Raw genomic sequence first — 23,966 nt, 5'->3', positions numbered from 1 at the left:
AAGAGTCGACTTCGCAACTAAAACTGTGTAATCCGCAACTAAGAGTGGTTTATTCGCCACTAAAATGAGTGGAAATCGCAAGTAAGAGTGCCGAAGTCGCAAGTAAGAGTGGAAGTCGCAAGCAAAAGTGCCAAAGCCGCAAGTAAAAGAGTGGAAGTCGCAAGTAAAAGAGTGGAAGTCGCAAGTAAAAGTGTGAAAGCCGCAAGTAAGAGTGCTAAAGTCGCAAGTAAAAGGAGTGGAAATCGCAAGTAAGAGTGCCGAAGTTGCAAGCAAGAGTGGAAGTCGCAAGCAAAAGTGCCAAAGCCGCAAGTAAAAGAGTGGAAGTCGCAAGTAAAAGAGTGAAAGCCGCAAGTAAGAGTGGAAGTCGCAAGTAAAAGAGTGAAAGTCGCAAGTAAAAGAGTGAAAGCCGCAAGTAAGAGTGCTAAAGTCGCAAGTAAAAGAGTGGAAATCGCAAGTAAGAGTGCCGAAGTCGCAAGTAAGAGTGTCAAAGCCGCAAGTAAAAGAGTGCCAAAGCCGCAAGTAAAAGAGTGAAAGCCGCAAGCAAGAGTGCCAAAGCCGCAAGTAAAAGAGTGGAAGTCGCAAGCAAAAGTACAAAAGTCGCAAGCAAAAGAGTGAAAGTCGCAAGCAAAAGTACCAAAGTCGCAAGCAAAAGTACCAAAATTCAAAGGGAAAGACACGCCGTTAATTACAATAATCCTATAAAGCTCAAATAAGGATAAATAAGTGAATGAACAAAGGCTGCTTTCCCTTTTTTTCCACTAGGAATTCTATATCTTTACTATTCAAGAAGGAATAATTCTATATTCTTTGAATAAAATCCCATTTAGAAGTAAACATTATAGGTAAAAATGCTAAGAGGTGTACAGTATGGCACATAAAATAGAAGCGCTTCTCGATTATATTAAAACAAGATTTGACTCAGAACCGAAATCGCAACTGCATATTGGAGAGGCAATGGGCTTATGGACATATCAGGCTGCAATTGCGGATGAAATTCCTGTATTGGAAATGGCGCTTAATACGACAACAGATGATGTGTTAATGGAATTAATTAATGAGGCAAAAGAATTAGCAACCGAGCAACGTAAGATTTTAGAGGAATTTATGTTAAAAGAAGGAGTCCCACTTTCCAATTCCGCTGAATCGAAGCCCAAGTCGGACCCAAATGCTATTCCTTTGGGCGCTAAATCGACGGATATGGAAATAGCGAACTTACTAGCAGCGAAAGTGACGAGTAATATTGTCATGTGCGCTACAAATATCACACAAAGTGTCCGCAGTGATGTTGGGTTAATGTGGATTCGCTTCCATACAGAGAAGAGTATTTATGGGATGGATTTGAAAACGAAAATGAGAGAGCATGGATGGATCAAAATGCCGCCAAGCTTCTATCCGCCAGGAGCACCCCATCAGTAATTCACAATTTTCCTGTCCTATGCTATAGTAATAAAAGAATGCCTCTCCCAATCTAACGAGTGCAGGAAAGGCAATCTATCTAATTTAAAATGAAGTTTCACAAAATCTAGTGTTGCGAGCACTAGATTTTTTTTTGAAAAAAATCATGCTTCATGTAATAGCCACCTTCACGTAAGTTCCATCCTTCAAATGAATATCAACAAGTGGTTCAGGAAGTGACACAGCTTTAAGCTCTTTACTTAAAGTCTTCAATAAAAACTTTATTTCCGTTATATTCGTATAGATTGCATCAACTGTATTATTTTTTCCTTTGTGGTGAATAAATTTCCATAACTTTTTCGATAAGGCAATATCAAGGAATGGACTCAACAGAAAAAGAGGGAGAACAAGGGAAAAACGTTTATGTTTATCGGTTTGGACAATTACCTTTACCATGTCTTCCACCACTATTCCACATAAATATTGATACTGTCGCCATTTGCTAATTTAGCATTTACAATTTCGCCGACTAATTCGCTATCAATCGCAGCAAGTAATAATTCTACATCGATATTTTCCGTATAGGTTTGGGCTTGAGGAATTTTGGATGCTATTCCAATTCCCGTTTGAAGCAGTACTTTCACAAGTCTAATCGGAACATTTATATTTATATTGTCATTTGTTTCTGAATGGACACGTACTTTAAGTAAGCGGTTTAGATAAGGGCTATCTTCAAGCAGTTGCTTTTTTTCTATTTTTTCCTCGAATGAATGGATTAGTACAGCTGCTTGGTCTGATGTTAATTTGCCGTTTTCCACCATTGTTAAAATTCGTCTTATTTCGTCATTCATGCTTCATTCCTCCTTAAAGATCCTTCATTAATCGGATAGCCTCGTCCGCTGTTATTTCATTCTTCTCTAGCTTTTCTAAAATATTTGCTTTTCTTTGTCCCTCTTTGGTGCTTACTTTTTCTTCTTTTGCTTCTTCACCTGTCATAATCTCAATAATATCATCCAGTTTTCCTCGGACAGTTGGATAAGAAATACCAAGCTTTTTTTCGACTTCTTTAATGCTTCCTCTTGAAAGAATAAAGGTTTCAATAAAATGCATTTGCTCCTCTGAAAAAGAGTGCCATTTGGACAGATGAAATCGATTTTCAATCGTCGTATGACAATTAGTGCATTCAAGTTTTGTTACATGGAGTTCATGATGACAGACAGGACAATCATTTATAACTGGATAATTCATACTAAATATCAACCTCCTTTCTATGATAGATTAATTAATTTTCTTAAATAAGTCAATTATATGATTGATAAAATTAATATAATTATATCTATTTGTTAATATTGTTTATTTTATATGCGGGATTTTTTCGAAGTGAGTATGGTTTTCGATGAAACTTTTTGACTAAGTGATGCGTAAGGAATGATATAGTGTAATAAAGGAAAAAATTTCTTCATTAGAGGAGATGAGAGATATGGGGAATTTCTTTGCGTTTGAGGATTTTATTGCTACAGGGAATATCCTGTTCGCTATCGTACCGACTATATTTGCAATCATCCTTGGTATTATTGTAGTTAGGATCATAAAGGGACTTATAAAGTGGAGCAAAAATAACAATCAACCTCGTCTTTCTACACCTGCAAAAGTAGTTGCGAAAAGAACGAGTGTTCATGGTGGGGGAAATACCCGTGCATATAATCACTATTATGTTACATTTGAATTTCCGAGTGGTGAGCGTACGGAATTTCAAGTAAATGGCGGACAATTTGGTATGCTGATAGAAGGAGATAACGGGGAACTGCAATGTCAAGGAACAAGATATCTAGGCTTTACTAGAAATGAGCCCATAGGAGAACAAACACAATGAGCTATTCTTTGCATAAGATAACCGAAGAAGTGGCGAGGGAGATCCTTAGCTGGACATATTTGCCGCCATATGACCTATATAATAGTGAAGTAACAGAGGAAGCATTACAGGAGTTTGCGGAAAATCCGTACTATGCCCTTTATAAGGACGGAGCATTAGTTGGATTTTATTGCACAGGCTATGCAGCGCAAGTTCCAATCGGCTATTTTTTTCAGGCATATCCAGAAGGGTACCTTGATATTGGCTTAGGTATGCGCCCAGATTTAACAGGGAGAGGACAGGGAACTGCCTTTCTCCAATTTATTATCGCTTCCATCGAGACAACTCAGCCTTTGCGCCTAACTGTAGCCGCCTTTAATAAAAGGGCAATTGCTTTATATGAAAAATTTGGATTTCACAAAGTGTCTTCCTTTACGAATGCGAATGATGTATCGTTTTTAATCATGATAAGAGAAGAATAAAAAAAGCTCTGGCTGATAACCAGAGCTTTTTTTATTAAAGGGTTTATTATTGTTTTATTAGTATGAGAATTCATAAGCGGAGAATTTCCGGCTAATGTATATAGAGTGAGCTTAAGTAGCGGATATAAACGGAGATATTCCGATTAGCTGTTGAAAATAAGACAAAATTTGAAGAATTTAATTCGATAAACGGAAAAACCTCCTTTATTTTTAAGGAAATGAGTGTATTTCTCAAATTAAGCGGAATTGTTTCGTTAATTTTTTAAGACAGTAAAATCAACATCAGTTATAACAGATTCTTATGAAAAAATGACATTTGTCACCTAATATTCCTGACATCTGCGACTAATCAGCCCTCTTTTTGCAAGCTACAATAAAGATAGAATCTGGAGGTGGGAAGCTTGCAAACAATCGTAGAGCTAAAGAATGTAACAAAGGAGTTTCAGCAGAAGAAGGCAGTAAATGACGTATCTTTTTCAATCAAACAGGGAGAAATGGTGGCAATCTTAGGTGCGAATGGAGCAGGAAAGACGACGACAATGCGGATGATGCTTGGGTTAATGAAGCCAACAAGAGGCACTGTTTCCCTTTTTCAAAAGGATCCCAAACACAAAGAAGTATTGGAAAGGGTAGGTGGGATGCTGCAGGAAGTCAGTGTGATGGATAGCTTAAAAGTAAAGGAATTGATTCAATTAATACAAAGCTATTATCAACATCCTCTTGAATTGTCCTCTTTATTAGAACTAACAGGTCTTCATGAAGAGGAGTGGAATAAGCGAACAGAAAAGCTTTCAGGTGGCCAGAAAAGACGTTTGAACTTCGCACTGGCGCTTGCAGGTAATCCAGACTTACTGTTTTTAGATGAGCCAACTGTTGGCATGGATGTTACGGCAAGAGAAAATTTTTGGAGAAAAATCAAAGAATTAAATAAGCAAGGAAAAACAATTCTTTTTACAACACATTACCTGCAAGAAGCAGATGAAGTAGCGGAAAGAATCATTATGATTAATAAAGGCGAAGTAGTTGGTGACGGGACACCTGAGCACTTAAAGGGAAAATTGACGAAGCCAAGGGTGAGGTTCCAAGAGAAAATTTCATATCCCATCGATTTTTATCGGACTTTGCCATTTGTTGCAGAAGTGCAAAAAGAGAAGGAAACGGTAACCCTTGTCGCAACAAACGCTGATCAACTGCTAAAGGAAATCTTCGATAGGCAACTGAATATCCATCATATTGAAGTAAAGCTTGGTCGATTGGAAGAGGTTTTTTCACAGCTAATGGAAGATACGAAGGAGGTAGACAGCAATGAACACCTTTTGGATGCAAAGTAAAGCAGAGACCGTTCGAATACTTCGGAATAAATACTATATTTTTTGGTCCTTATTAGTTCCAGTCCTCTTCTATTTTTTATTTACAAATATTTTTATAGCACCCAGAGAAGATGACGGGCTATGGAATCTACATTATTTAATGTCGATGACGACATTCAGTATTATGGGATCAAGTATGATGACGTTAGGAATTAAAATCGTTCAGGAAAAAGCAGAAGGTTGGACGATATTTTTAAAGATTACGCCACTCTCCCATTTTATTTACTATGGTGCAAAAATGGTTGCTCAAACAGTGATTCATTTATTTTCCATTCTTGTTATATTTACGGCAGGAATCCTCATCAATGACGTGAGTCTTCTTTTTTCACAGTGGCTATTTTGTGGTATCTGGATTCTGTTTGGATCTCTTCCATTTCTAGCTCTTGGAACAATTATTGGCACGATTAAAAAAGTAGAAACAGCTTCAGGAATTAGCAATCTATTATATATGTCTATGGCGATAACTGGGGGAATGTGGATGCCAATTGAGGTGTTCCCATCCTTTATGCAACAAGTGGCAAAATGGGTTCCTTCGTATCATTTTGCCAACGGAGCATGGGAAATAATCAGAAATCACTATCCATCTTTTTCTAGTTATCTGATGATTATCGGGTACCTCGTTCTATTTATGGTATTATCAACTTATATTGGAAAAAAAAGAGAGGCGGTGTAAGAAGATATGGATACCAAGAAGAAATTCGAGCTTTTTCCAAGAAGGTTTGGCTTTTTCCCCTATATCTTTTTAGTCTACATATTGATTCCGGTTATGCAGATGATAAAGGAAGATGGGACGAAGCAAATAATTGGTTTTCTTCTTGTGCTTATATTTCTTCTTTCATACCGGCAATTGTATACGCATATAGAAGAGAACTCCTTTAATTATTGGCTCGTTATTCAAATTTTGATCGTACTGATTTTTAGTATCTACTATGATCCTAATCTATTATTTATGGGCTATTTCCCAGCTAATTTCATTGGCTATTATTCGAGCAAAAAATATTTTTATTACTTATATAGCCTTTTGGTCTTTTCAGTACTTTTTCCAATCGTCATTAGTTGGAGTGCCATCAATCCTTACTCCCTTATTTTTATGGTTCCGTTCTTTATTATCATGCTAATCTCTCCTTTTGGAATCCGCTCGATGAACCGGCGCGTGGATTTAGAAAAACAACTGGATTTAGCAAATGAACAAATTAGTTATCTAGTAAAAAGAGAAGAACGAATGAGAATTGCTCGTGATTTGCATGATACGCTTGGTCACACTCTATCTTTGCTGACACTAAAAAGCCAGCTCGTTGGCAAAATGGTGAAGCCGCAACCAGATAGTGCGATCAAAGAGGCGAAGGAAATGGAAGAAATTTCTCGTGCGGCATTAAAACAAGTTCGTGAGCTAGTATCTGATATGCGGGCTATAACCATCCGAGAAGCAATAGTGGAAGTTCAAAAGACGTTACAAACTGCGGGAATTGATGCAGACATAACCATCGAAATGGAAGATGGTGAGGTAGCCCTTTTAACCCAGAATATTATCAGTCTCTGTTTAAAAGAAGCAGTTACTAATATTGTTAAACATAGTGATGCAACGAAGAGTAAAATAGCTATCCAACAAGATCCTGGGACAGTCGAGCTAACTGTTCAGGATAATGGCAAAGGCTTACATATCGAACAGTCCCACGGAAATGGATTAAAAGGAATGAGAGAGAGACTGGAATTGGTAGATGGAAAATGGAGTATTGCATCTAATCACGGCACGACTATTCACATTGTCGTTCCGATTATAAGAAAGGAAAGGCAAAAGGAGGAGATATTATGATTCGAATTATTATCTCAGAAGACCAGAGAATGCTTAGAGGCGCATTAGGAACACTGCTTAACTTTGAAGAGGATATGGAAGTTATTGGCCAAGCGGAAAATGGCGAACAAGCATTAACACAGATTCGCGAACTTAAGCCAGATGTTTGCTTATTGGACATTGAAATGCCTATTAAAAGTGGTCTTGAAGTCGCAGAGGAGTTAAGAGCATTAAATTCCTCTTGTAAAGTGGTAATTTTAACAACGTTTGCAAGGCCAGGGTATTTTGAAAGGGCGCTAAATGCCAATGTTCATGGCTATTTATTAAAGGATGGTCCGAGCGAAGAGCTTGCAGAAGCGATCCGAAATATTATGAATGGAAAAAGGGAATTTGCCTCCGAATTGATTTTTGGCAGTATCGGAAAAGATAATCCATTATCAAAGCGAGAGAGAGAAGTATTGATTCTGGTGGAAGAGGGGAAGTCGGTGAAGGAGATTGCTGCAGCCTTATTTTTATCTACAGGAACGATTCGCAATTATATTTCAGAAGCAATTAGCAAATTAGGGGCAAAAAATAGAATGGAGGCCATAGCAGAAGCGAAGCAAAATGGCTGGTTATAAACGCCTCTTGCTTCGCTTCTGCTTTTCATCCTTATTTCCCACTTCGAATAAAGTTTAAGTGCCATCTTGTATAAACCAATGCAACCGCATAATAAATTCCTGAATACCATAAGCTCCATCCACTGTAGGTAATGAACCCAAAGTAAAGAAGAGCAGATTCTAAAAGAATAGAGTAGGCAATCCAAGCGAAAAAATAAGGAATAAATCTTTTAACATCATGGGGCATAAAATTTAAATAAATGATTCCATGGGTGGCACCAAGTGTTAGTTCAATAAAATGAACAGTAAATTGCACGCATTTTGGTCCAAGCTCATACAGATGGAATACAAAACTTAATATAATATCTGAGCTTAAATTAATTAAGCCAACGACAAACCAAGTCACATATATTTCCACTTTTGTAAGATGCTTTGGCATAAACCATATGATGATTATAGTAACAAGGAAACAAATATAAGGAAACCAAGTCATAATTTCACTCCCGAAAGATACATAAAATAAGTATGACCTAGTTGGCATTATTTAAAACGAGAAGGATTAAGAAAAAAGGAATCATCTATTTGTTAAATGCATATAAAAACAATAATCGATTTTAAATGATTCAATAATTTTCAAGTTTTTAACAATTTATTTCCTTATTTTGATAGAATGGTAGTAATTATCCTTTGGGAGGAACAAATATGGTAGATAGTCAGAATATCCGCAAGGGAATGGGATATGCCTTAATAAAGCTAGCAGGAGCTGGGTTTGCTGCCACACTCTTTTTTTGCTATATGTTTTTATCCAGCTTTGATTTATATTTATTTTCTCATGAAATCAAAAATCCCTTCTTTTGGATTGCTTTTTTTGGTGTGGGGATTCTTGTTTCTATGATAATTGATCGTATAGCAAAATATTATCCGAAACTAGAAATTGTATTGTATCTTTTAGCAGGGCTTTGTCTGTTTTTACCGATTGTGTGGAATGTATACCCTTTAATAGCTGCAACCATTGGCTTGATTTGCTCGTTATTATTCTATATAGGAATTAAATTAGCGGCAAAGCTAAACGCATTTAAATGGACATTTGCTTTTACGCCTATTCTCTTTCTTTTGTTAACGATTCCTGATTTCACAGTAAAAAAAGAATGGAATACGGTCAGAGGCGATCAGTCCTATGAAGCCTATTTTTCTTATTTTAACGGAGAAGATCATATCCCAGTTAAAGCGAAAAAAGGAGAAAAGGTAACAATCGACATTGATTTTACGAATCGCAATGGCGGTGGATTTGGCTATTATTTAATAGATGAAAAGAATCGGAGGATAGGGCTGAGTAATGAGGAAAAGTCCGTTTTAACCTTTGAGGCAAAAAACACAGAAACCTATATGCTCATTATTACCGGCGATGGATTGCAAGGTGGTTTTGAGGTGAGCTGGAAGAAAGAGTGAGAGTAAGGATGAAAAAAAGAATGTTACTAGTGGGCATAAGCATATGTATCCTTATGCTATTTTCCTATTACCAAAATAATAGTCTATCTACCTCAACCTTCAAGCTTTCATCTGAAAAAATAAAAGACTCGATAAAAGTAGTGCAACTATCGGATTTACATAGTAAACAATTTGGAAAAAATCAAAATCGTTTAGTAAGGAAAGTAAAAAATTTAAACCCTGATATCATTGCATTCACAGGTGATCTTGTTGATTCGAAAGACTATGATGAACAGAAAAGCATGACATTAATGGAAGAGCTTGTCCAAATAGCCCCAACCTATTATGTAACTGGGAATCATGAATCCTGGTCAGGAAAATTCTCTGACTTAGAAGAGAAATTACGTAAAGCAGGCGTGTATGTCTTAAGAAATGAACAGGCGCTAGTGAAAATAAAGGAAGAAACCGTGAATCTTATTGGGGTAGATGACCCAACCTTTTTGACAGGTGAAGAGGAACTATCCGAAATTATCGACAGCCACCGCTCTGAGGAACATTTTAATTTGCTGCTGTCCCATCGACCAGAGCTGTTTTCCCTCTATGAAAAATTGGATCTAGTCTTAACTGGCCACGCCCACGGAGGGCAAGTAAGACTCCCGTTCATCGGCGGAATAGTCGCACCAGATCAAGGCTTTATGCCCGAATATACAGCCGGCATGTATAAAAAAGAAGAAACGGTAATGATTGTTAATAGAGGTTTAGGTAATAGCATAATTCCCCAGCGGATTTTTAATCGACCAGAGATTGTGGAAATAGTATTAGAATAAGGAGCTTTCCTTAGAAGAATCGATCTTCTTGGAAGGCTCCTTTTTACGTTATGCTTTATCTGTCACAGGGTATACGGTGAAAAAGTCAGCATAGTCTACTAGATTAAAGTCAGCAATTTCACATTGATTTTGGAACATACAGGTTTGAATCCCTAATTTATTTGCCGGAATTAAATCCAATTCTCTATCACCAATCGCTAAGTCAATCGAATACTTTGTATGTAAATAGTGATAGGAATCTACTGCAGGCTTCCTAGGAAATCCATTCTCCAAAGTTACGATTTCCGCAAAATATTTCTCCCATCCATAATGGCGGAGAAAATGGGTAACTCCCGCATAGCTTTTATGTGTCATAATCACATTCGTATCCGCTTTTTTTAAAATCTCCTCTACACCTGGAAAAGGCCTTACCGCACTCACATCGATTTCCTTATTCATGGCCTTAATCTCTTTTATCTGCTGTTCCGTTAATCCAAAAAATTGAATCGCATGGGAAAAGGAAACTTTTAATTCTTTATAAATAGAGTCCTTTTCTATCTTTTCTCCAAGTATTTTGTAAAGAACCTCTGTATAAGCAGGATATGTATCAAATAATGTACCATCAAAATCCCAAAGAATATTCATATAGGAATCCTCCATAAATGTTGTTTCTTCTATGTTAATATACTTAATTTGGTAAGTCTATTAGGAGATTGCTAGAGTGGGAGAGAAGGAATAGGGATGAAAACCAAAAGCAACGGTATCAAAGGGAAAGTAGTGTTCATCGTTCATCAGAGACAATAGTAGTAGCTGTCCCCTCCCCATACGTAAAGGAAATGCCAAAAACCCAGTCCACCAAAATATCCCCCCCTAATATTGACGGATAATCTAAAAATGTTTATTATATTACTAACGAAATATAATTTTGTTTATAAAATAACAAACAAAATAACGAGGTGTTTGTTTTATGGATGTTTCAACATTTTTTCAAAACGCAACAATAGATGAATTAAAAAAGGGATATATAGAGGAAGATGATTCGTTTCTTTGTCTTTTGTGTGGGGAGCAGGTAGAGAAGGGCATTATCTATCCAGTGGATGGCAAATTATATGAAGCGGAGAAGTTTATGAAGCGTCATATTGAGGGTTCGCATCAATCTGTGTTTCATTATTTGATTGGTCTTGATAAAAAGATGACAGGGTTAACGGAGCATCAGACGAAATTACTGGAGCTGTTTTATCAAGGGAAAAGTGATGCAGAGGTAAAAAAGGAACTGGAGATTGGCAGTGCTTCAACGATTAGGCATCATCGTTTTGCTCTGAAGGAAAAGGAACGGCAAGCAAGAAATTTTCTGGCGATTATGGAGTTAATGAAGGAAAAGGACAACCATGCCCCTAGTTTTGTCCCCATTCATCAAACAGCTACGATGGTAGATGACCGATACAATATTACGGAAGCAGAGCAGGAAGAAATAGCAGCTAAGTATTTTAATGCAGGAGTCTTGAGTAAATTTCCGATGAAACAAAAGCAAAAGTTAATTGTTCTTCGTGAAATAGCAAAGCGATTAGAAGGACAGGAGAGCTATTCGGAAAAAGAATTAAATCAGCTGTTACAAACAATTTATGAGGACTATGTTCTGATCAGACGATATTTAATTGAATATGGATTCCTTGATCGCAAGGCAGATGGAAGTCTTTATTGGTTAAAAAAATAGACTGTTTTCAAAAAAGATTATTGCTTTTTCAATAGGATAAATACATTGATTGAGAATGGTGAGCAGTCTGAATACATGTAGACTATGGGAACTGTGAGAAAGTCCAAGACCTTGCAGGAGCCGGAGTTGCGAATCCTCCCTCCCATGGAAAGCGAAGTGTATTTTAAGCTGAAGCTTATAACAACAAGCTTTACGATAATAGCCAAAAATAAGAGAAGGGTGAAAAAAATGGACCGCAAAAAAGTACTAAAACAGCAATATCGAGAAATTCCGATTGAAGCTGGTATTTATACAATAACAAATAAAAAGAATGGGAAGGTATGTGTAGTCAGCACACGGAATTTTAAAACAATTAATGGTGTAAAATTTTCCCTGGAAAATGGCGGATATGCGAATAAAAAGCTGGTGGAAGAATGGAAGGAATATGGAAAGGATGCATTTTCCTTTGAAATAGTAGAGGTATTAAAGCCGAAAGAGGATCCTTATTATAATGAAAAAGAAGAGCTAGCAAAACTGGAAGATAAGTGGTTGGATAAACTACTGCCGTTTGGTGAGAAAGGCTATAATAATCGGAAAAATTAAGGATAAATCTAAATACACAAAAAAAGCTGTATTAGCAATATAGATAACAATAAGACAGCATACACAAAGGTTGGGAATAAAAGGGGATTAAGTCCAACCTTTGTGATTTTTGTATAGAAATTATTAATTCCTCAAAGTTATCTCCTAACTTTTTTTCTTAACTGCCACCCAAACTTCACTATATACATTTTCCGAAGCAGTAGTGTATTTGGTAAATGAAATTCCAGGTAATTCTACCAATTCATAATCAGAAGAAGGCAACCATTCAGAATATATTTTTGCGGTAGTCTCTTGGAGTGTAACTGGAAATGGTCCTTGATTAGGGAAGATTGCCCATAAACTTTCTTCAATAGCAATTTGCTCTAAATGATCGACTGAATTTTCTTTTGTCGTTGCAAAACCAATCATATGAGTTAAATATCCTTTTTCCTCCAAATAGCCATCATCAAAGTCAAAAGAAACATTTAAGACTTGATAAGGATATAAATCAGCTAATTGATGCATGTCATTTCTTTGTTGTTCGGTAATGGAATGGGCTAGTTCTAAGATAGCTTTATTTTCACCTTCGAATTGTATGGGTACTCTTTTCGAGACACCTACAATATTAAATTTTTCTTTCTTTTCTATTTTGAATTCCATAGAAGTTCCTCCTTTGATATCGATATAGAATGAAAATTTGGGAAATGATTTTTGAATTTTATTTTTGATTACTTCTGAAGGTAAAAAACCACTCCATTCACGAAAGGCTCTTGAAAATCCTTCTATTGATTGATAGCCATATTTATAGGCAATATCAGTCACTTTTGCTCCGCTAATTAAATCAACATTCGCAACCGATAATCTCCTATTTTTGATATACTCATTTAATGACATTCCAGCCATATAGGAAAACATTCTTTTAAAATGATATTCAGATAGTCCGACGATTTTCGATATATCTTTTCCAGTGATTTCTTCCGTTAGATGTGTTTCGATGTGCTCCATTAAATTATTTAATTGTTGTAGCATTTATTTCCCTCCTCACAAATACATAGTATCGTTAATAGGTATGATTTACTCGATAATTATCATACGGATTATATCGGAATATGCCTTTTATAAGAGTTTAGCCTATGATAATTACACGGCCAAAACATTGACAGCTGAAGTAATGTAGTATACCCAAAGACAATTTGGATTTAGATCTTTGAAGACAAATTATAAGTGGTCACGGAAACTTTTCTAAAAGGTGCCAGATGAAAATGGCATCTTTTTTTCATAAAAATACTTTCATTTTTCCCCATGAATTGGTATCTTACTTAATAAGATTATAAAATTAGATGGAATTTTTCCAATAGTAAAAAAAGGGGATATGGCGATGATCCGAAAGATGAAGGAAACAGATTTAGGAGAGGTACTAGAGATTTATAATGATGCCATTTTACATACAACGGCTGTTTATGATTATCGTGCACATTCCTTAGAAGACAGAAAAGGATGGTTTAACCAGAAAACAGAGGGAGGGTATCCCCTTTTTGTTTTTGAGGAAGATGGCAAAGTGCTTGGGTTTGCTACATATGGTCCATTTCGGGCTTGGCCAGCTTACAAGTATTCGATTGAGCATTCTGTATATGTCCATAAAGAGGCAAGGAAAAAAGGGATTGGCACAAAGCTATTAAAAGCCCTAATCGAACGTGCTGAAGAAGAGAGCTATGCGACATTGATTGCGGGAATCGATAGTACGAATAAAGGAAGTATTCTCATCCATGAGAAACTAGGATTTACTTATTCAGGCACGATTAAAAAAGCAGGCTATAAATTTGAGAAATGGCTAGATTTGGCTTTTTATCAGCTAGAATTAAAGGGTCCAGAATCCCCAGTAGAAGGATAAGGAGGAATAATAAGGATGGCAAAACCAGCAATTACGGATTATCCAGAACATTATAGAGGCTATGTAGGTCTAGTTCCAGAAGGAGACATAATCGAAATTATTAGTTCTCAGCTAGACGAAACATTTGCTTATGTGAAGGCGAATGAAAAGCAAAGGGATTTTCGCTATGCAGAGGGGAAGTGGTCCCTTATAGAAGTGATTGGTCATCTTATCGACACGGAAAGAATTCAGGCTTATCGTTTATTACGGATTGCTAGGGGAGATAAAACGCCGTTAGCTGGATATGATGATGAAAGCTATGTGGAGAATGCTAATTTTTCCTCCAGAACAATAGACGACATTCTCCAAGAATTTAAAGCTGTTCGCTCGTCTACTGTTGCCTTGATAAAAGGTATTTCAGAAGATGCCTGGGAAAAGAGGGGATTTGCTAATAAGGGAGAATTTACAGTGAATGCCCTTGCCTATATTATTGCAGGCCATGAACGCCATCATTTGAAATTAATTAAAGAAAGATATACGCTCTAGCATATAGGGAGATTCCTGAGAGGGAGTCTTTTTTTGTCGTTCTTCGGAAAAAAGGGGGAATTAAATAGACAAAAGGAAAAAGACTTGTGTCGATATATAACTATATTGGATAGTTAACTGCATTAAAGCAGTGCAAAAACTGTCTCTTTAATTTTTATGGAAAAATAAAATTGAGTCAAATTGTCGGAAATTTACGTGCTATAATAAAAGGAAATTAAACTTATATAGAAAGTTGGGGGTTTTTAATGGCTGTATATACTCCTCAGACAAGGTTTCATCCAGAGATTGCTCTTACAAATCTCTCTGATATGACTAGTGGCGCACACATCATGTACATAACAAGTAACAAAGACACATACATAACAAATGCTGCGTCCTTCATAAAAGCCGGTCTGCTTTTGGAGCAAAAAGTTGTTTTAGTAGATCAGAAGAAAATATGGCCACTAATAATCAAAAAGTTGGAAGAAAACGGATTAGAAAAGGAAAAGATTAATCAGATTCATTTCATAGATAGTGAGGAAGTCTATTTTAGAAGTGAAAATCTTCAATTAGCAAGTATTATAGAAACAATTAGTGGCTCAATTGATCCCGATTATTTTTTTAATAGGGATATAACGATGCGGTTTTGGGGGAAAGCCCAAAGTCTCTTTGAACAAGACAAAATCATAGATAACTTGCTTCAATATGAGAATGAAGTGGATGAATACATAAGAGATTATCAAAATTATGCTGTATGTGCCTATGATGGGACAGAATTATCTGCAAGCAATTATATCCATTTAAAAAACGCCCATCCATATGTAATGACAGATACAGAATTCACATTATCTAATGTTTATAAAAAAGAAATCAAGCCTCCATCCCCCGTACAGAGTGGCAAATATGAAGAAACCCTTGCCAATCTTCAACTAGCACAAACCTACTATTCCCGACTAGTAGACGACATGCTAGACGCGGTCTTCATTACTTCTAACAATATTATTATGTATGTAAATAAAGCAGCAATAAAACTATTAGAAACAGAAGACCTTGTTGGAAAATCAGCATATGAGATTATGAAACCAGATTTCTTAGAAAAGTATTTAGAAAAGGAAGAGCTTATTTGGGGAGGAGAAATAGCAACACCTTACGAGATGGAGCTTATTACCTCTCAGGGAAAAGTAGTAGAGGTAGAAATTCTAGCATATCCATTTCTCTTCGAAGATTTAAGCTCGACAATTATTATAATTGCCCGAGATATAAGGGTCAGAAAAGAAAATCAGCAGCTTCAGATTAAAAATGAAAAACTAGGAATTGCTGGTCAATTAGCAGCAAGTATCGCACATGAAATTAGAAATCCCCTTACTGCTATTAAAGGATTTCTAAAGCTCGCATACCAAGGAGCAATGAAATTAGAAGATATTTATCCAATCCTTGATATTGAAATTAATCGGATTGAAACAATAGCGAGCGAGTTAATGTTTCTAGGAAAACCAGCTAAGTCGGAAATTAAAAAAATAAGCATAGGAAAGATTCTACTAGATGTCTATACTTTAATGCAATCGCAAGCCAATTTAAATAATGTCGCCATTAATTTAGATACATATGATGAAAATTTGACTGCCTTATGTAATGTGGATCAGATAAAACAGGTTTTTATCAATCTGGTCAAAAATGCAATTGAAGCAATGGATAATGACGGAATTATTAATATAGAAGCAAAAGTGGATGAAAGATGGATTGTCGTTACGATTAAAGACAATGGCAAAGGGATTCCCAATGAAATAAAAAATAAGCTTGGGGAACCTTTTTATACGACAAAAGAAAAAGGAACAGGACTAGGATTAGTTATCTGCTATAACATCATTGCAGAACATAAAGGCAAAATAAATTTCGTGTCAGAAGATGGAGTCGGCACAACCTTCACGATTCGACTACCTTTAGCCAATTAAATTAATTTTTTGCATGTTTAAAATCACCTCTATAGTGAAAGAATTCGTAATAGAGGAGGTTAGACAATGAAAAGTAGACATGTTACTATCGCTTCTATTTTTACCTTAGTGCTATTATTTTATGGCTGTTCATCAGCTGAAGAAAATAGTGACAACGAATCAAGTCAAACCGAGCAGCATGAACACCAAGAAACTGGCTCTCCAGAAATCCCTGAAGGTTTAGAGCCTGCAGCGAATCCGAAATATAAGGAAGGTAGTCAAGTAATCTTAAAGGCCGATCATATGGAAGGGATGGACGGAGCAGAAGCGACCGTTTTAAATGCTTTTGATACTATCGCCTATCAAGTGACCTATACTCCGACGACAGGCGGAGAACCGGTCAAGAATCATAAATGGGTCATCCAGGATGAAATAAAGGATGCGGAAAGTGAAATGCTTGAAAAGGGAACAGAGGTTACCCTAGAAGCAGATCATATGGAAGGCATGAAAGGCGCAAAAGCAACTATTGAATCCGCTGAGAACACAACCGTGTACATGGTAGACTACCAACCAACAACAGGCGGCGAGATGATAACCAATCACAAATGGGTTACAGAAGAAGAAGTTTTTGCTGAATAATGTTGTAAAAAAAGGGTTGTAATTACAGCTCTTTTTTTATATGCTTGAATAAAGTTTTCTGAACATTCAATCTTTATTAACGGGAGTATATTTGACAAAATATTGTAAAAAATGATAAATTAAATAAAAATACATAATAAAACTATTTTCAAGGAAACTATATAATGATATGATAGATGTACGTTATTAAGAACATATTTGTTAAATTATTTCTATTTTTCAACTTAATACAGAACGATTCTATTGAATTTGCTAATAATTTACAAAAAAGAGCTTCGGATGGGAGTTCCTTTTAAGCAAAAAAATGGTATAATTATAAAGCGAATTGCCTAAAGGAGGAAATAACTTGAAAAAAGTAAGAAAAGCGATCATTCCAGCCGCTGGTCTAGGAACTAGATTTTTGCCAGCAACGAAAGCGATGCCGAAAGAAATGTTACCAATTGTCGATAAGCCTACTATTCAATATATTGTAGAAGAAGCAATTGCTTCTGGGATTGAAGATATTATTATCGTTACTGGTAAAGGGAAAAGAGCGATTGAAGATCACTTCGATTACGCCCACGAATTAGAACAAAATCTTCTTGATAAAGAGAAATTTGAATTGCTTGAAAAAGTTCAATATTCCTCTAATCTAGCAGATATTCATTATATTAGACAAAAAGAGCCAAAAGGATTAGGACATGCTGTTTGGTGTGCGAAAAGCTTTATTGGGGATGAGCCATTTGCTGTTTTACTTGGTGACGATATCGTACAAAGCGATACACCTTGCCTGAAACAACTAATTGAACAATATGAAGAAACACATGCTTCTGTTATTGGTGTTCAATCCGTACCGGACAATGAAACACATCGTTACGGAATTGTAGATCCAAGCGATAGCGAAGGAAGAAGATACCAGGTTAATAATTTCATTGAAAAACCAGCTCCTGGAACAGCTCCATCTAACTTAGCAATCATGGGTCGCTATGTGTTGACACCAGAAATCTTCATGTACTTGGAAAAACAACAAACAGGTGCAGGCGGAGAAATCCAATTAACAGATGCAATCCAACAACTAAACCAAATCCAACGCGTATTTGCATATGATTTCGAAGGAGATCGTTATGATGTTGGCGAAACATTAGGATTCGTAAAAACAACATTAGAATTCGCGCTACAACGTGATGAAATGAGAGAAGAAATTCTTGAATATATGAAGCAAGTGCTTGATAAAGCTGATTTAGATAAAATCAAAGTATTATAAGAAAGAAACGCCTTTTGAGTGCAGGGATATCTGCATTTGAGAGGTGTTTTTTTTGAAATTTGTGGTGTGAGTGTGGGAGTAATTAGTTAGTTGCTGGTGGTTGGCTGATAAGTTATGTGTTTTGGCTGATAAACCTCAAGTTTGGCTGAAAAGAGCAGTGTTTTGGCTGAAAAATCCCAAGTTTGGCTGAAAAGAGCAGTGTTTTGGCTGAAAAATCCTAAATTTGGCTGAAAAGAGCAGTGTTTTGGCTGAAAAATCCTAAGTTTGGCTGAAAAGTGCTGAAGTTTGGCTGATAAACCCTCAATTTTGGCTGATATCCCAATATCTCTTCCCTCGGTTTTGCTTATGTCTTAATGTTTCCAGCCATAATTCCAAATTTCTACCCGAACCGACTCCAAAATTAGAAGTAAAACCACAAAACGGTACCCGAACCGACTCTGCATTTAATCACAACTGCAAAATCCCTTCCTCATTCTCCAGTCTACACGCACACCCTCAAAACCCAAAAAAAGCTTTATCACTTGTTCAAAATAACAAGTAATAAAGCCAGTTCCAAAGTAAAGTTTCTAAATTAGTTCACTTCGCTCTTCGCTGAAGTCCGACTCTTCTTTTGCCACAGTTCCTTCACTTTGATGATCGCATCCTCTGTGTTTTGCACATATAAATCGATCGTTTGCTCATCTTTATATTGTAAAGCCGTTCTTTCATAGAGCGGATCATAATAGTAGGTTAACAGCAATTCAACAGCTTTAGCATAGTTTCTAGTCTGTAGAGCTTCTTCAATTTTAGCAGCCGCGGGTGTGTGGATGCGCCGCTTGATTAATTGGAATGCTTCTACACATTCATCATGATGATTGGCTGGAGAATAGTCAGCCAATATATGCTGAACTCGCTCCTCGATTGGCATATGAATAAATAGCTGAAGGCCAGCCTCCTTTTTTTTCAAAAGAAAGTCAGGCAGCAGTACTTTGCCAATCCGTTTGCTTTCACCTTCCATTAAAAAATAAGGAGAAGCAGGAAGCCTTTCGATTTCGCCGACAAGTAAGGAGTCGAAAGTCTTCTGATTATGGGGCTTGAGTCCAATTTGTCCAAAGATGGAGCCGCGATGATTGGCCATTCCTTCCAAGTCCAATACAGGAAGTCCTTCTTGCTTTAAATGCTGTAAAATAACCGTTTTATTGGAACCGGTATAGCCGTTTAAGACAATTGCTTCCTGAGCCATTTCCATTGCATCTAATTGTTGGATAACCCACCTGCGATACGTTCGGAAACCGCCTTGCAAGCGGTAGCTATGAACGCCCACTAAATCAATAACGGTTGCTGCTGTTTTACTGCGCATGCCGCCCCGCCAGCAAAAGACCACTACATCCCTTGATAATTCTTGGAATGACTGAATGAAAGCAGGCAGTTTTGCAGACACAATTTCCAAACCGCGAGCTTTTGCCGCTTCCACACTTACCTGCTTATAAAGAGTCCCAACCTCTGCTCTTTCCTCATCTGTAAAAAGAGGGATATTGATACTGCCAGGAATCGTATGCTCGTTAAATTCAGAAGGAGAGCGAACATCTACTAAAGAAAATTCTTTTTTCTCCCGTAATTCAAATAATCGTTCAATCGTTATATCTTGAAACAAGGTAGCTCCGCCTTTCTCTCACCCAACAAAAATATGACCAGGGCTCTCTTCTGTGACGTCGCCAATGATGGCAGCTTCTACACCAGTGCCAACTAATTCTTGCAGCAATGCATCTGCTTGGTCGCCTTTAACGGAAATCAACAATCCACCAGAAGTAACGGCATCGCATAAAATCAATTGATCGATTTCATCCAATTCAGAGGAGAACGTTACATCGCCTTCTAAATGTGCAAAGTTATTTTTCGTTCCACCAGGAATAACGCCTTCTTGTGCTAATTCTTTTACGCGCGGAAGGACAGGAACTTGCTTGGATGCGATTTTAATAGTGGTATTGCTTCCTTTCGCCATTTCAGAAGCATGTCCAAGAAGTCCAAATCCAGTGACATCTGTACAAGCATGCACCTCATAAGCTTCCATCACTTCTGCCGCCTTCTTATTCAGTGTAGCCATAACTGTCGTAACACGTTCAATTTCTTCTGTTGTCAAAAGGCCTCTTTTAATCGATGTAGTTAAAATGCCGACACCAATTGGTTTAGTTAAAATTAATTTATCAGTCGGCTTAGCACCGGCATTTGTACGTACTTTATCTGGATGAATCGTACCAGTTACAGCAAGGCCAAATTTAGGCTCTTTATCATCAATCGAATGACCGCCGACAAGTGTAGCACCAGCTTCTTTCACTTTATCGCCGGCTCCGCGCATAATATCAGCCAAAATTTCTTTTTCCAATACAGAAATCGGGAAAGCAACAATATTTAAGGCAGTTAGTGGTTTGCCGCCCATTGCATAAATATCACTTAAGGCATTTGCCGCAGCAATTTGTCCAAATGAATAGGGATCATCTACAATCGGTGTGAAGAAATCAACTGTTTGGACAATCGCTAAATCATCTGTAAGTTTGTATACGCCAGCATCATCGCTTGTATCTAAGCCAACAAGAAGATTTGGATTTTTTTCTGCTGGTGGCAGTGTACGAATTACTTCAGATAAATCAGCAGGCCCAATTTTACAGCCGCAGCCTCCTTTTGAAGATAAAGATGTAAGTTTAACGGAATAAGACTGTGTCATATGACACCAACCTTCTTTCTAGTAAAATAAATATTTTTTTTATAAGTTTCATTATCTATTATAAAGCAATGGGAAGCTCAATGCATGCTATGTAGATTGGATGGGAAAAAAAGGAGGGTAAATCTTTTTCGAGTGTCTAAAAATAAATATATGATATAATTTAATCGCACTTAATTTAATGATAACGAAGGTGAGAGAGATGAGTACGTTAACAGAGGAGCAATCAAGCCAAAAAAGAACGTTTTGGTTCGCTTTTCTATTTATAGTAGTTACAGTAATTGGTCTTACTTATGTGAAATGGTGGCCTTATTATCATAAAGCGATCCTTTCTTTTCAAACACATTCTATTGGAGATTCGATTCTCCAAGATCAGATTTCTAACTCTTTTTCATGGAGTGCAGCAGTAAGTTATACGGTTGCCTACTTCCAATCTGTATGGAAAGCAGCAGTTTTAGGTATTCTGCTCGGATCGCTTGTTCAAGTGCTGTTACCGTCAGGATGGCTGTTAAAAGTATTAGGAAAAACTAGCTTTGGCAGTACAGCAGCTGCAGGACTTGCTTCCATTCCAGGAATGATGTGTACTTGCTGTGCCGCGCCAGTTGCGGTTGGTCTTCGCAAAAAGAATGCTTCTGTCGGCGCAAGCTTAGCTTTTTGGATTGGAAACCCGACTATCAATCCAGCAACTTTAATTTTTATGACATTCGTCCTTTCTTGGAAGTTTACATTATTACGACTTGTGATTGGACTAATTTTAACCTTTGGCATTAGCTATCTCGCTAATCGCTTTGTAAAGGATACACCATCTGTATCTGTTGATAAATTAATAGAAGATGCCGAAGAGGATAAGCGTTCCTTTATGAAAAGATGGCTTGCTTCTTTAGGAAGCATGATTCTTTATGTTGTTCCAGCGTATGTTCTATCTGTTTTAATATTAGGAGCTGCACGCTTTTGGATTTTCCCACAATTAAGTGACAGCATGTCTAATAGTTTGATTGCTATTCTGATTTTTGCCATTGCTGGAATGCTCTTTGTTATTCCAACAGCAGCAGAAATCCCAATTATCCAAACCCTTATGATGATGGGGCTTGGGGCAGGGCCAGCTGCCGCTTTGCTTATTACATTGCCAAGCATTAGCTTGCCTTCCTTATTAATAGTCGCTAAATCCTTCCCAAGGAAAGTGCTCGTATTTGTCAGTCTTTCCGTTGTTGTATTAGGCATTATCAGTGGATTAATTGGAAAAGTAATTTTATAGTAGCCAAGGATCCGCATGTGTCAAAACACGGCGGATCTGTTCTTTTTGATGACATCGGTCGATGAACGTACGATTAATTCTGGTTCATAAATAGTTGATGTCTCTAATGGATCGAGTTCTTTTCCCTCTATAACTGCAAGTACAGATTTTGCAGCATCGATTCCCATACGGCTTTTGGGATGAGCAATGGTTGTTAGGTTTATTTCTTCTGCTAAAGAAGAATCATCAAAACCGATAAGGGAGACATCCTCTGGTACGGATAATTGTAATTTTTGTAAAACCTTTAATGCAGATTGTGCGACGAGATCATTGTAACAAACAATCGCAGTTGGCATCGCCTTCTTGTTTGTAAGCGTATTCAATAATCTTTCCTCAAAATCATCGCTTAACTGTTCCGTAGTAAAGGTTACTAAAAGCTCTGGAACAATCGGAAGCTTCCCATTTCGCATCGCCTGCAAAAAGCCCTTCATCCGATTGACTCCCTGCAAATCATCCGATTTAAAGATGCCTAGAATTTGTCCATGACCAAGTTTAATCAGATGCTCTGTCGCCATATATCCACCTTTGGCATCATCCATGATGAAATGAAAAGGAGAAAGCTGCGAATAAAACTGATTAATCATCACATACGGAATATTACGTTCCTCCAGCTCCAGATAATAGTCCATATTGGGATTAAATTGACTGCTTTTCGTAGGCTCCAAAATAAGTCCATCCATTTTCAAATCAAGGAGATTCCGAATACATAGGCGTTCTTTGGCATGATCATTTTCCGTACAAACTACTGTTAAGGAGTAGCCTCTAACCTTTAAGTAGCTCTCCATTCCACGAATGATTGATGGGAAAATATAATCGGATATATACGTTGCCATCACCCCAATATTCTTCCCATTTGTTCGGTTATCACCTATTTTACTAGCAAAAGGCTCCCCACAAAAAGTGCCAACACCCGGCTCCCGATAAAGCCACCCATCATCCACAAGCTCTCCAATCGCTAGGCGAACCGTATTCCTGCTTACATCAAACAGTTTAGAAAGCTCATACTCCGAATAAATCCGCTCCCCAGGCTTCACTCTCCCATCCATCACCCAATCCTTTACCGCCTCTACCACCATTAATTTCTTCGAATGTCGCCCCACCATTTAGTCCCCCTTTAATTGAAAATCTGTTACTTCTAAGAAATGCAGACAATTCCGAAGATATACTTAATTCCGGTTTTTTATTCAAGATTGTTGGGTTTTGGGTTGATGGAGGTGTAAGGGAATTGGGGGAGAGTTGCAAGTGAAAGGAGGGGATTGCAAGTAAAAGTGTGAGTGTCGCAAGTGAAAGTGTGGGAGTTGCAAGTAAAAGTGCGAGTGTCGCAAATAAAAGGGTAGAAGTTGCAAGTAAATGTATGAAAGTTGCAAGTAAAATGCCAAAACTAGCAAATAAAGAGGTAAAAGCCGCAAATAAAAGATTTGAAACCGCAAATAAACTCCCACCTCACCACAATCCAATATCAAATTGCGCAAAAAATTACACTAGCAAGTTAATTCTACCTACCTTTCTAAAATAGGACATAAAACCTCTATTACCACCAACTATTATTTGTATAAAGCGAAAATTAGTATAGACATTTAAATTTTTAAGCATACACATTATAATGAAAACGATAACAGAAGAGAAGATGAATAACATTATAATTACTAGATTAGAAGACTCAACGACAAAAGATAAAGTCCTGCGGTAATATGTCAAGTACCAAAATCTAAGGAATTGGAAATTGTAAGCCAACCAATACCTAAAAAAGACAATACTTAAGAAACC

The 23,966-nt window shown here is 37.1% G+C and carries 29 protein-coding genes; 20 read left to right on the top strand and 9 right to left on the bottom strand.

Features of this window, described 5'->3' with window-relative positions; genetic code table 11:
• Positions 1-87: 87 nt before the first annotated feature.
• From ACTNDN_RS21540 to ACTNDN_RS21530, 3 genes are all read left to right on the top strand, one after another.
• Positions 88-252: a hypothetical protein gene (locus ACTNDN_RS21540; RefSeq protein ID WP_441132186.1), complete on the top strand. Its 165-nt coding sequence runs from the start codon at positions 88-90 to the stop codon at positions 250-252.
• A gap of 105 nt (positions 253-357) precedes the next feature.
• Positions 358-531, top strand: coding sequence for a hypothetical protein (locus ACTNDN_RS21535; RefSeq protein ID WP_441132184.1), 174 nt, complete (start codon positions 358-360; stop codon positions 529-531).
• A gap of 336 nt (positions 532-867) precedes the next feature.
• Positions 868-1,416, top strand: a complete 549-nt coding sequence (locus ACTNDN_RS21530) for a DUF3231 family protein (protein WP_251628658.1) — start codon at positions 868-870, stop codon at positions 1,414-1,416.
• Between the two features lie 150 nt (positions 1,417-1,566).
• Here the strand turns inward: ACTNDN_RS21530 and ACTNDN_RS21525 are convergent, their stop codons facing one another.
• From ACTNDN_RS21525 to ACTNDN_RS21515, 3 genes are read right to left on the bottom strand one after another with little or no spacing between them, the layout of a single operon-like run.
• Positions 1,567-1,851 (bottom strand): hypothetical protein, encoded by a 285-nt coding sequence (locus ACTNDN_RS21525; protein WP_251628660.1) that lies wholly within the window; start codon positions 1,849-1,851, stop codon positions 1,567-1,569.
• Positions 1,852-1,862: 11 nt separating this feature from the next.
• On the bottom strand, positions 1,863-2,246 hold the full coding sequence (locus ACTNDN_RS21520; RefSeq protein WP_441132182.1) for an SHOCT-like domain-containing protein: 384 nt from the start codon (positions 2,244-2,246) through the stop codon (positions 1,863-1,865).
• A gap of 13 nt (positions 2,247-2,259) precedes the next feature.
• On the bottom strand, positions 2,260-2,643 hold the full coding sequence (locus ACTNDN_RS21515) for a DUF2089 domain-containing protein (RefSeq protein WP_441132181.1): 384 nt from the start codon (positions 2,641-2,643) through the stop codon (positions 2,260-2,262).
• Positions 2,644-2,875: 232 nt separating this feature from the next.
• On the opposite strand from ACTNDN_RS21515, the gene ACTNDN_RS21510 reads away from it, so the two are divergent.
• The 6 genes from ACTNDN_RS21510 (at position 2,876) to ACTNDN_RS21485 (ending at position 7,511) form a co-directional block, all read left to right on the top strand.
• A complete protein-coding gene (locus ACTNDN_RS21510; protein WP_251628662.1) occupies positions 2,876-3,268 on the top strand; it encodes a DUF2500 domain-containing protein in 393 nt (130 codons plus the stop codon).
• Positions 3,265-3,729: a GNAT family N-acetyltransferase gene (locus ACTNDN_RS21505; protein ID WP_441132179.1), complete on the top strand. Its 465-nt coding sequence runs from the start codon at positions 3,265-3,267 to the stop codon at positions 3,727-3,729. The genes ACTNDN_RS21510 and ACTNDN_RS21505 overlap by 4 nt, the downstream gene beginning before the upstream one ends.
• Positions 3,730-4,130: 401 nt before the next feature.
• On the top strand, positions 4,131-5,060 hold the full coding sequence (locus ACTNDN_RS21500; RefSeq protein WP_031539962.1) for an ABC transporter ATP-binding protein: 930 nt from the start codon (positions 4,131-4,133) through the stop codon (positions 5,058-5,060).
• Positions 5,035-5,772: an ABC transporter permease gene (locus tag ACTNDN_RS21495; protein WP_031539964.1), complete on the top strand. Its 738-nt coding sequence runs from the start codon at positions 5,035-5,037 to the stop codon at positions 5,770-5,772. Before ACTNDN_RS21500 ends, ACTNDN_RS21495 begins: the two co-directional genes overlap by 26 nt.
• A 6-nt stretch (positions 5,773-5,778) precedes the next feature.
• Positions 5,779-6,912, top strand: coding sequence for a sensor histidine kinase (locus ACTNDN_RS21490; protein ID WP_441132176.1), 1,134 nt, complete (start codon positions 5,779-5,781; stop codon positions 6,910-6,912).
• Positions 6,909-7,511 (top strand): response regulator transcription factor, encoded by a 603-nt coding sequence (locus tag ACTNDN_RS21485; protein WP_251628668.1) that lies wholly within the window; start codon positions 6,909-6,911, stop codon positions 7,509-7,511. Before ACTNDN_RS21490 ends, ACTNDN_RS21485 begins: the two co-directional genes overlap by 4 nt.
• A 31-nt stretch (positions 7,512-7,542) precedes the next feature.
• On the opposite strand, the gene ACTNDN_RS21480 is transcribed toward ACTNDN_RS21485, so the two are convergent.
• Positions 7,543-7,983, bottom strand: a complete 441-nt coding sequence (locus tag ACTNDN_RS21480) for a hypothetical protein (RefSeq protein ID WP_441132174.1) — start codon at positions 7,981-7,983, stop codon at positions 7,543-7,545.
• Positions 7,984-8,192: 209 nt separating this feature from the next.
• Here ACTNDN_RS21480 and ACTNDN_RS21475 point away from each other — a divergent pair, with 209 nt between their 5' ends.
• Together ACTNDN_RS21475 and ACTNDN_RS21470 are read left to right on the top strand one after the other, a co-directional pair.
• On the top strand, positions 8,193-8,939 hold the full coding sequence (locus ACTNDN_RS21475; protein WP_441132172.1) for a hypothetical protein: 747 nt from the start codon (positions 8,193-8,195) through the stop codon (positions 8,937-8,939).
• 8 nt (positions 8,940-8,947) lie between these two features.
• Positions 8,948-9,745 carry a metallophosphoesterase gene (locus tag ACTNDN_RS21470; RefSeq protein WP_441132171.1) on the top strand — a complete coding sequence of 266 codons (798 nt, stop codon included), beginning with the start codon at positions 8,948-8,950 and terminating at the stop codon, positions 9,743-9,745.
• A 48-nt stretch (positions 9,746-9,793) separates the two neighbouring features.
• Here the strand turns inward: ACTNDN_RS21470 and ACTNDN_RS21465 are convergent, their stop codons facing one another.
• The gene (locus tag ACTNDN_RS21465) at positions 9,794-10,369 is read right to left on the bottom strand and encodes an HAD-IA family hydrolase (protein WP_441132169.1); all 576 of its coding nucleotides are present in this window, start codon (positions 10,367-10,369) and stop codon (positions 9,794-9,796) included.
• Positions 10,370-10,691: 322 nt separating this feature from the next.
• Here ACTNDN_RS21465 and ACTNDN_RS21460 point away from each other — a divergent pair, with 322 nt between their 5' ends.
• Positions 10,692-11,438, top strand: a complete 747-nt coding sequence (locus ACTNDN_RS21460) for a DUF2087 domain-containing protein (protein ID WP_441132168.1) — start codon at positions 10,692-10,694, stop codon at positions 11,436-11,438.
• A 228-nt stretch (positions 11,439-11,666) separates the two neighbouring features.
• Positions 11,667-12,020, top strand: a complete 354-nt coding sequence (locus ACTNDN_RS21455) for a GIY-YIG nuclease family protein (RefSeq protein ID WP_441132166.1) — start codon at positions 11,667-11,669, stop codon at positions 12,018-12,020.
• Positions 12,021-12,164: 144 nt separating this feature from the next.
• Here ACTNDN_RS21455 and ACTNDN_RS21450 read toward each other — a convergent pair whose 3' ends face one another.
• Positions 12,165-13,028, bottom strand: coding sequence for an AraC family transcriptional regulator (locus ACTNDN_RS21450; RefSeq protein ID WP_441132165.1), 864 nt, complete (start codon positions 13,026-13,028; stop codon positions 12,165-12,167).
• Between the two features lie 349 nt (positions 13,029-13,377).
• On the opposite strand from ACTNDN_RS21450, the gene ACTNDN_RS21445 reads away from it, so the two are divergent.
• From ACTNDN_RS21445 to galU, 5 genes are all read left to right on the top strand, one after another.
• Positions 13,378-13,890 (top strand): N-acetyltransferase family protein, encoded by a 513-nt coding sequence (locus tag ACTNDN_RS21445; RefSeq protein ID WP_441132164.1) that lies wholly within the window; start codon positions 13,378-13,380, stop codon positions 13,888-13,890.
• Between the two features lie 15 nt (positions 13,891-13,905).
• Positions 13,906-14,415: a DinB family protein gene (locus ACTNDN_RS21440; RefSeq protein ID WP_441132163.1), complete on the top strand. Its 510-nt coding sequence runs from the start codon at positions 13,906-13,908 to the stop codon at positions 14,413-14,415.
• Positions 14,416-14,660: 245 nt separating this feature from the next.
• Positions 14,661-16,346 carry an ATP-binding protein gene (locus ACTNDN_RS21435; protein WP_441132162.1) on the top strand — a complete coding sequence of 562 codons (1,686 nt, stop codon included), beginning with the start codon at positions 14,661-14,663 and terminating at the stop codon, positions 16,344-16,346.
• Between the two features lie 66 nt (positions 16,347-16,412).
• Positions 16,413-16,964, top strand: coding sequence for a YdhK family protein (locus ACTNDN_RS21430; protein ID WP_441132161.1), 552 nt, complete (start codon positions 16,413-16,415; stop codon positions 16,962-16,964).
• Positions 16,965-17,310: 346 nt separating this feature from the next.
• On the top strand, positions 17,311-18,207 hold the full coding sequence (galU, locus tag ACTNDN_RS21425; protein ID WP_251628686.1) for a UTP--glucose-1-phosphate uridylyltransferase GalU: 897 nt from the start codon (positions 17,311-17,313) through the stop codon (positions 18,205-18,207).
• Between the two features lie 571 nt (positions 18,208-18,778).
• On the opposite strand, the gene mnmH is transcribed toward galU, so the two are convergent.
• Both mnmH and selD read right to left on the bottom strand, forming a co-directional pair.
• Entirely contained in the window at positions 18,779-19,840 is a 1,062-nt protein-coding gene (gene mnmH, locus ACTNDN_RS21420) for a tRNA 2-selenouridine(34) synthase MnmH (protein ID WP_048718262.1), read from the bottom strand.
• A gap of 18 nt (positions 19,841-19,858) precedes the next feature.
• A complete protein-coding gene (gene selD, locus ACTNDN_RS21415) occupies positions 19,859-20,908 on the bottom strand; it encodes a selenide, water dikinase SelD (protein ID WP_031539508.1) in 1,050 nt (349 codons plus the stop codon).
• A gap of 199 nt (positions 20,909-21,107) precedes the next feature.
• Here selD and ACTNDN_RS21410 point away from each other — a divergent pair, with 199 nt between their 5' ends.
• A complete protein-coding gene (locus ACTNDN_RS21410; protein WP_441132160.1) occupies positions 21,108-22,160 on the top strand; it encodes a permease in 1,053 nt (350 codons plus the stop codon).
• Between the two features lie 20 nt (positions 22,161-22,180).
• Here ACTNDN_RS21410 and ACTNDN_RS21405 read toward each other — a convergent pair whose 3' ends face one another.
• Complete coding sequence (locus ACTNDN_RS21405; RefSeq protein WP_441132188.1) at positions 22,181-23,299, bottom strand: GntR family transcriptional regulator; 1,119 nt, start codon at positions 23,297-23,299, stop codon at positions 22,181-22,183.
• Positions 23,300-23,469: 170 nt separating this feature from the next.
• On the opposite strand from ACTNDN_RS21405, the gene ACTNDN_RS21400 reads away from it, so the two are divergent.
• A complete protein-coding gene (locus ACTNDN_RS21400) occupies positions 23,470-23,715 on the top strand; it encodes a hypothetical protein (protein ID WP_031539516.1) in 246 nt (81 codons plus the stop codon).
• The last annotated feature ends 251 nt before the right edge of the window (positions 23,716-23,966 follow it).

This window comes from Niallia sp. HCP3S3_B10, assembly GCF_052064465.1.
Taxonomy (GTDB): domain Bacteria; phylum Bacillota; class Bacilli; order Bacillales; family Cytobacillaceae; genus Niallia; species Niallia hominis.
Note: the sequence above shows the minus strand (reverse complement) of the source record. Positions and strands in the feature narration are given on the sequence as shown.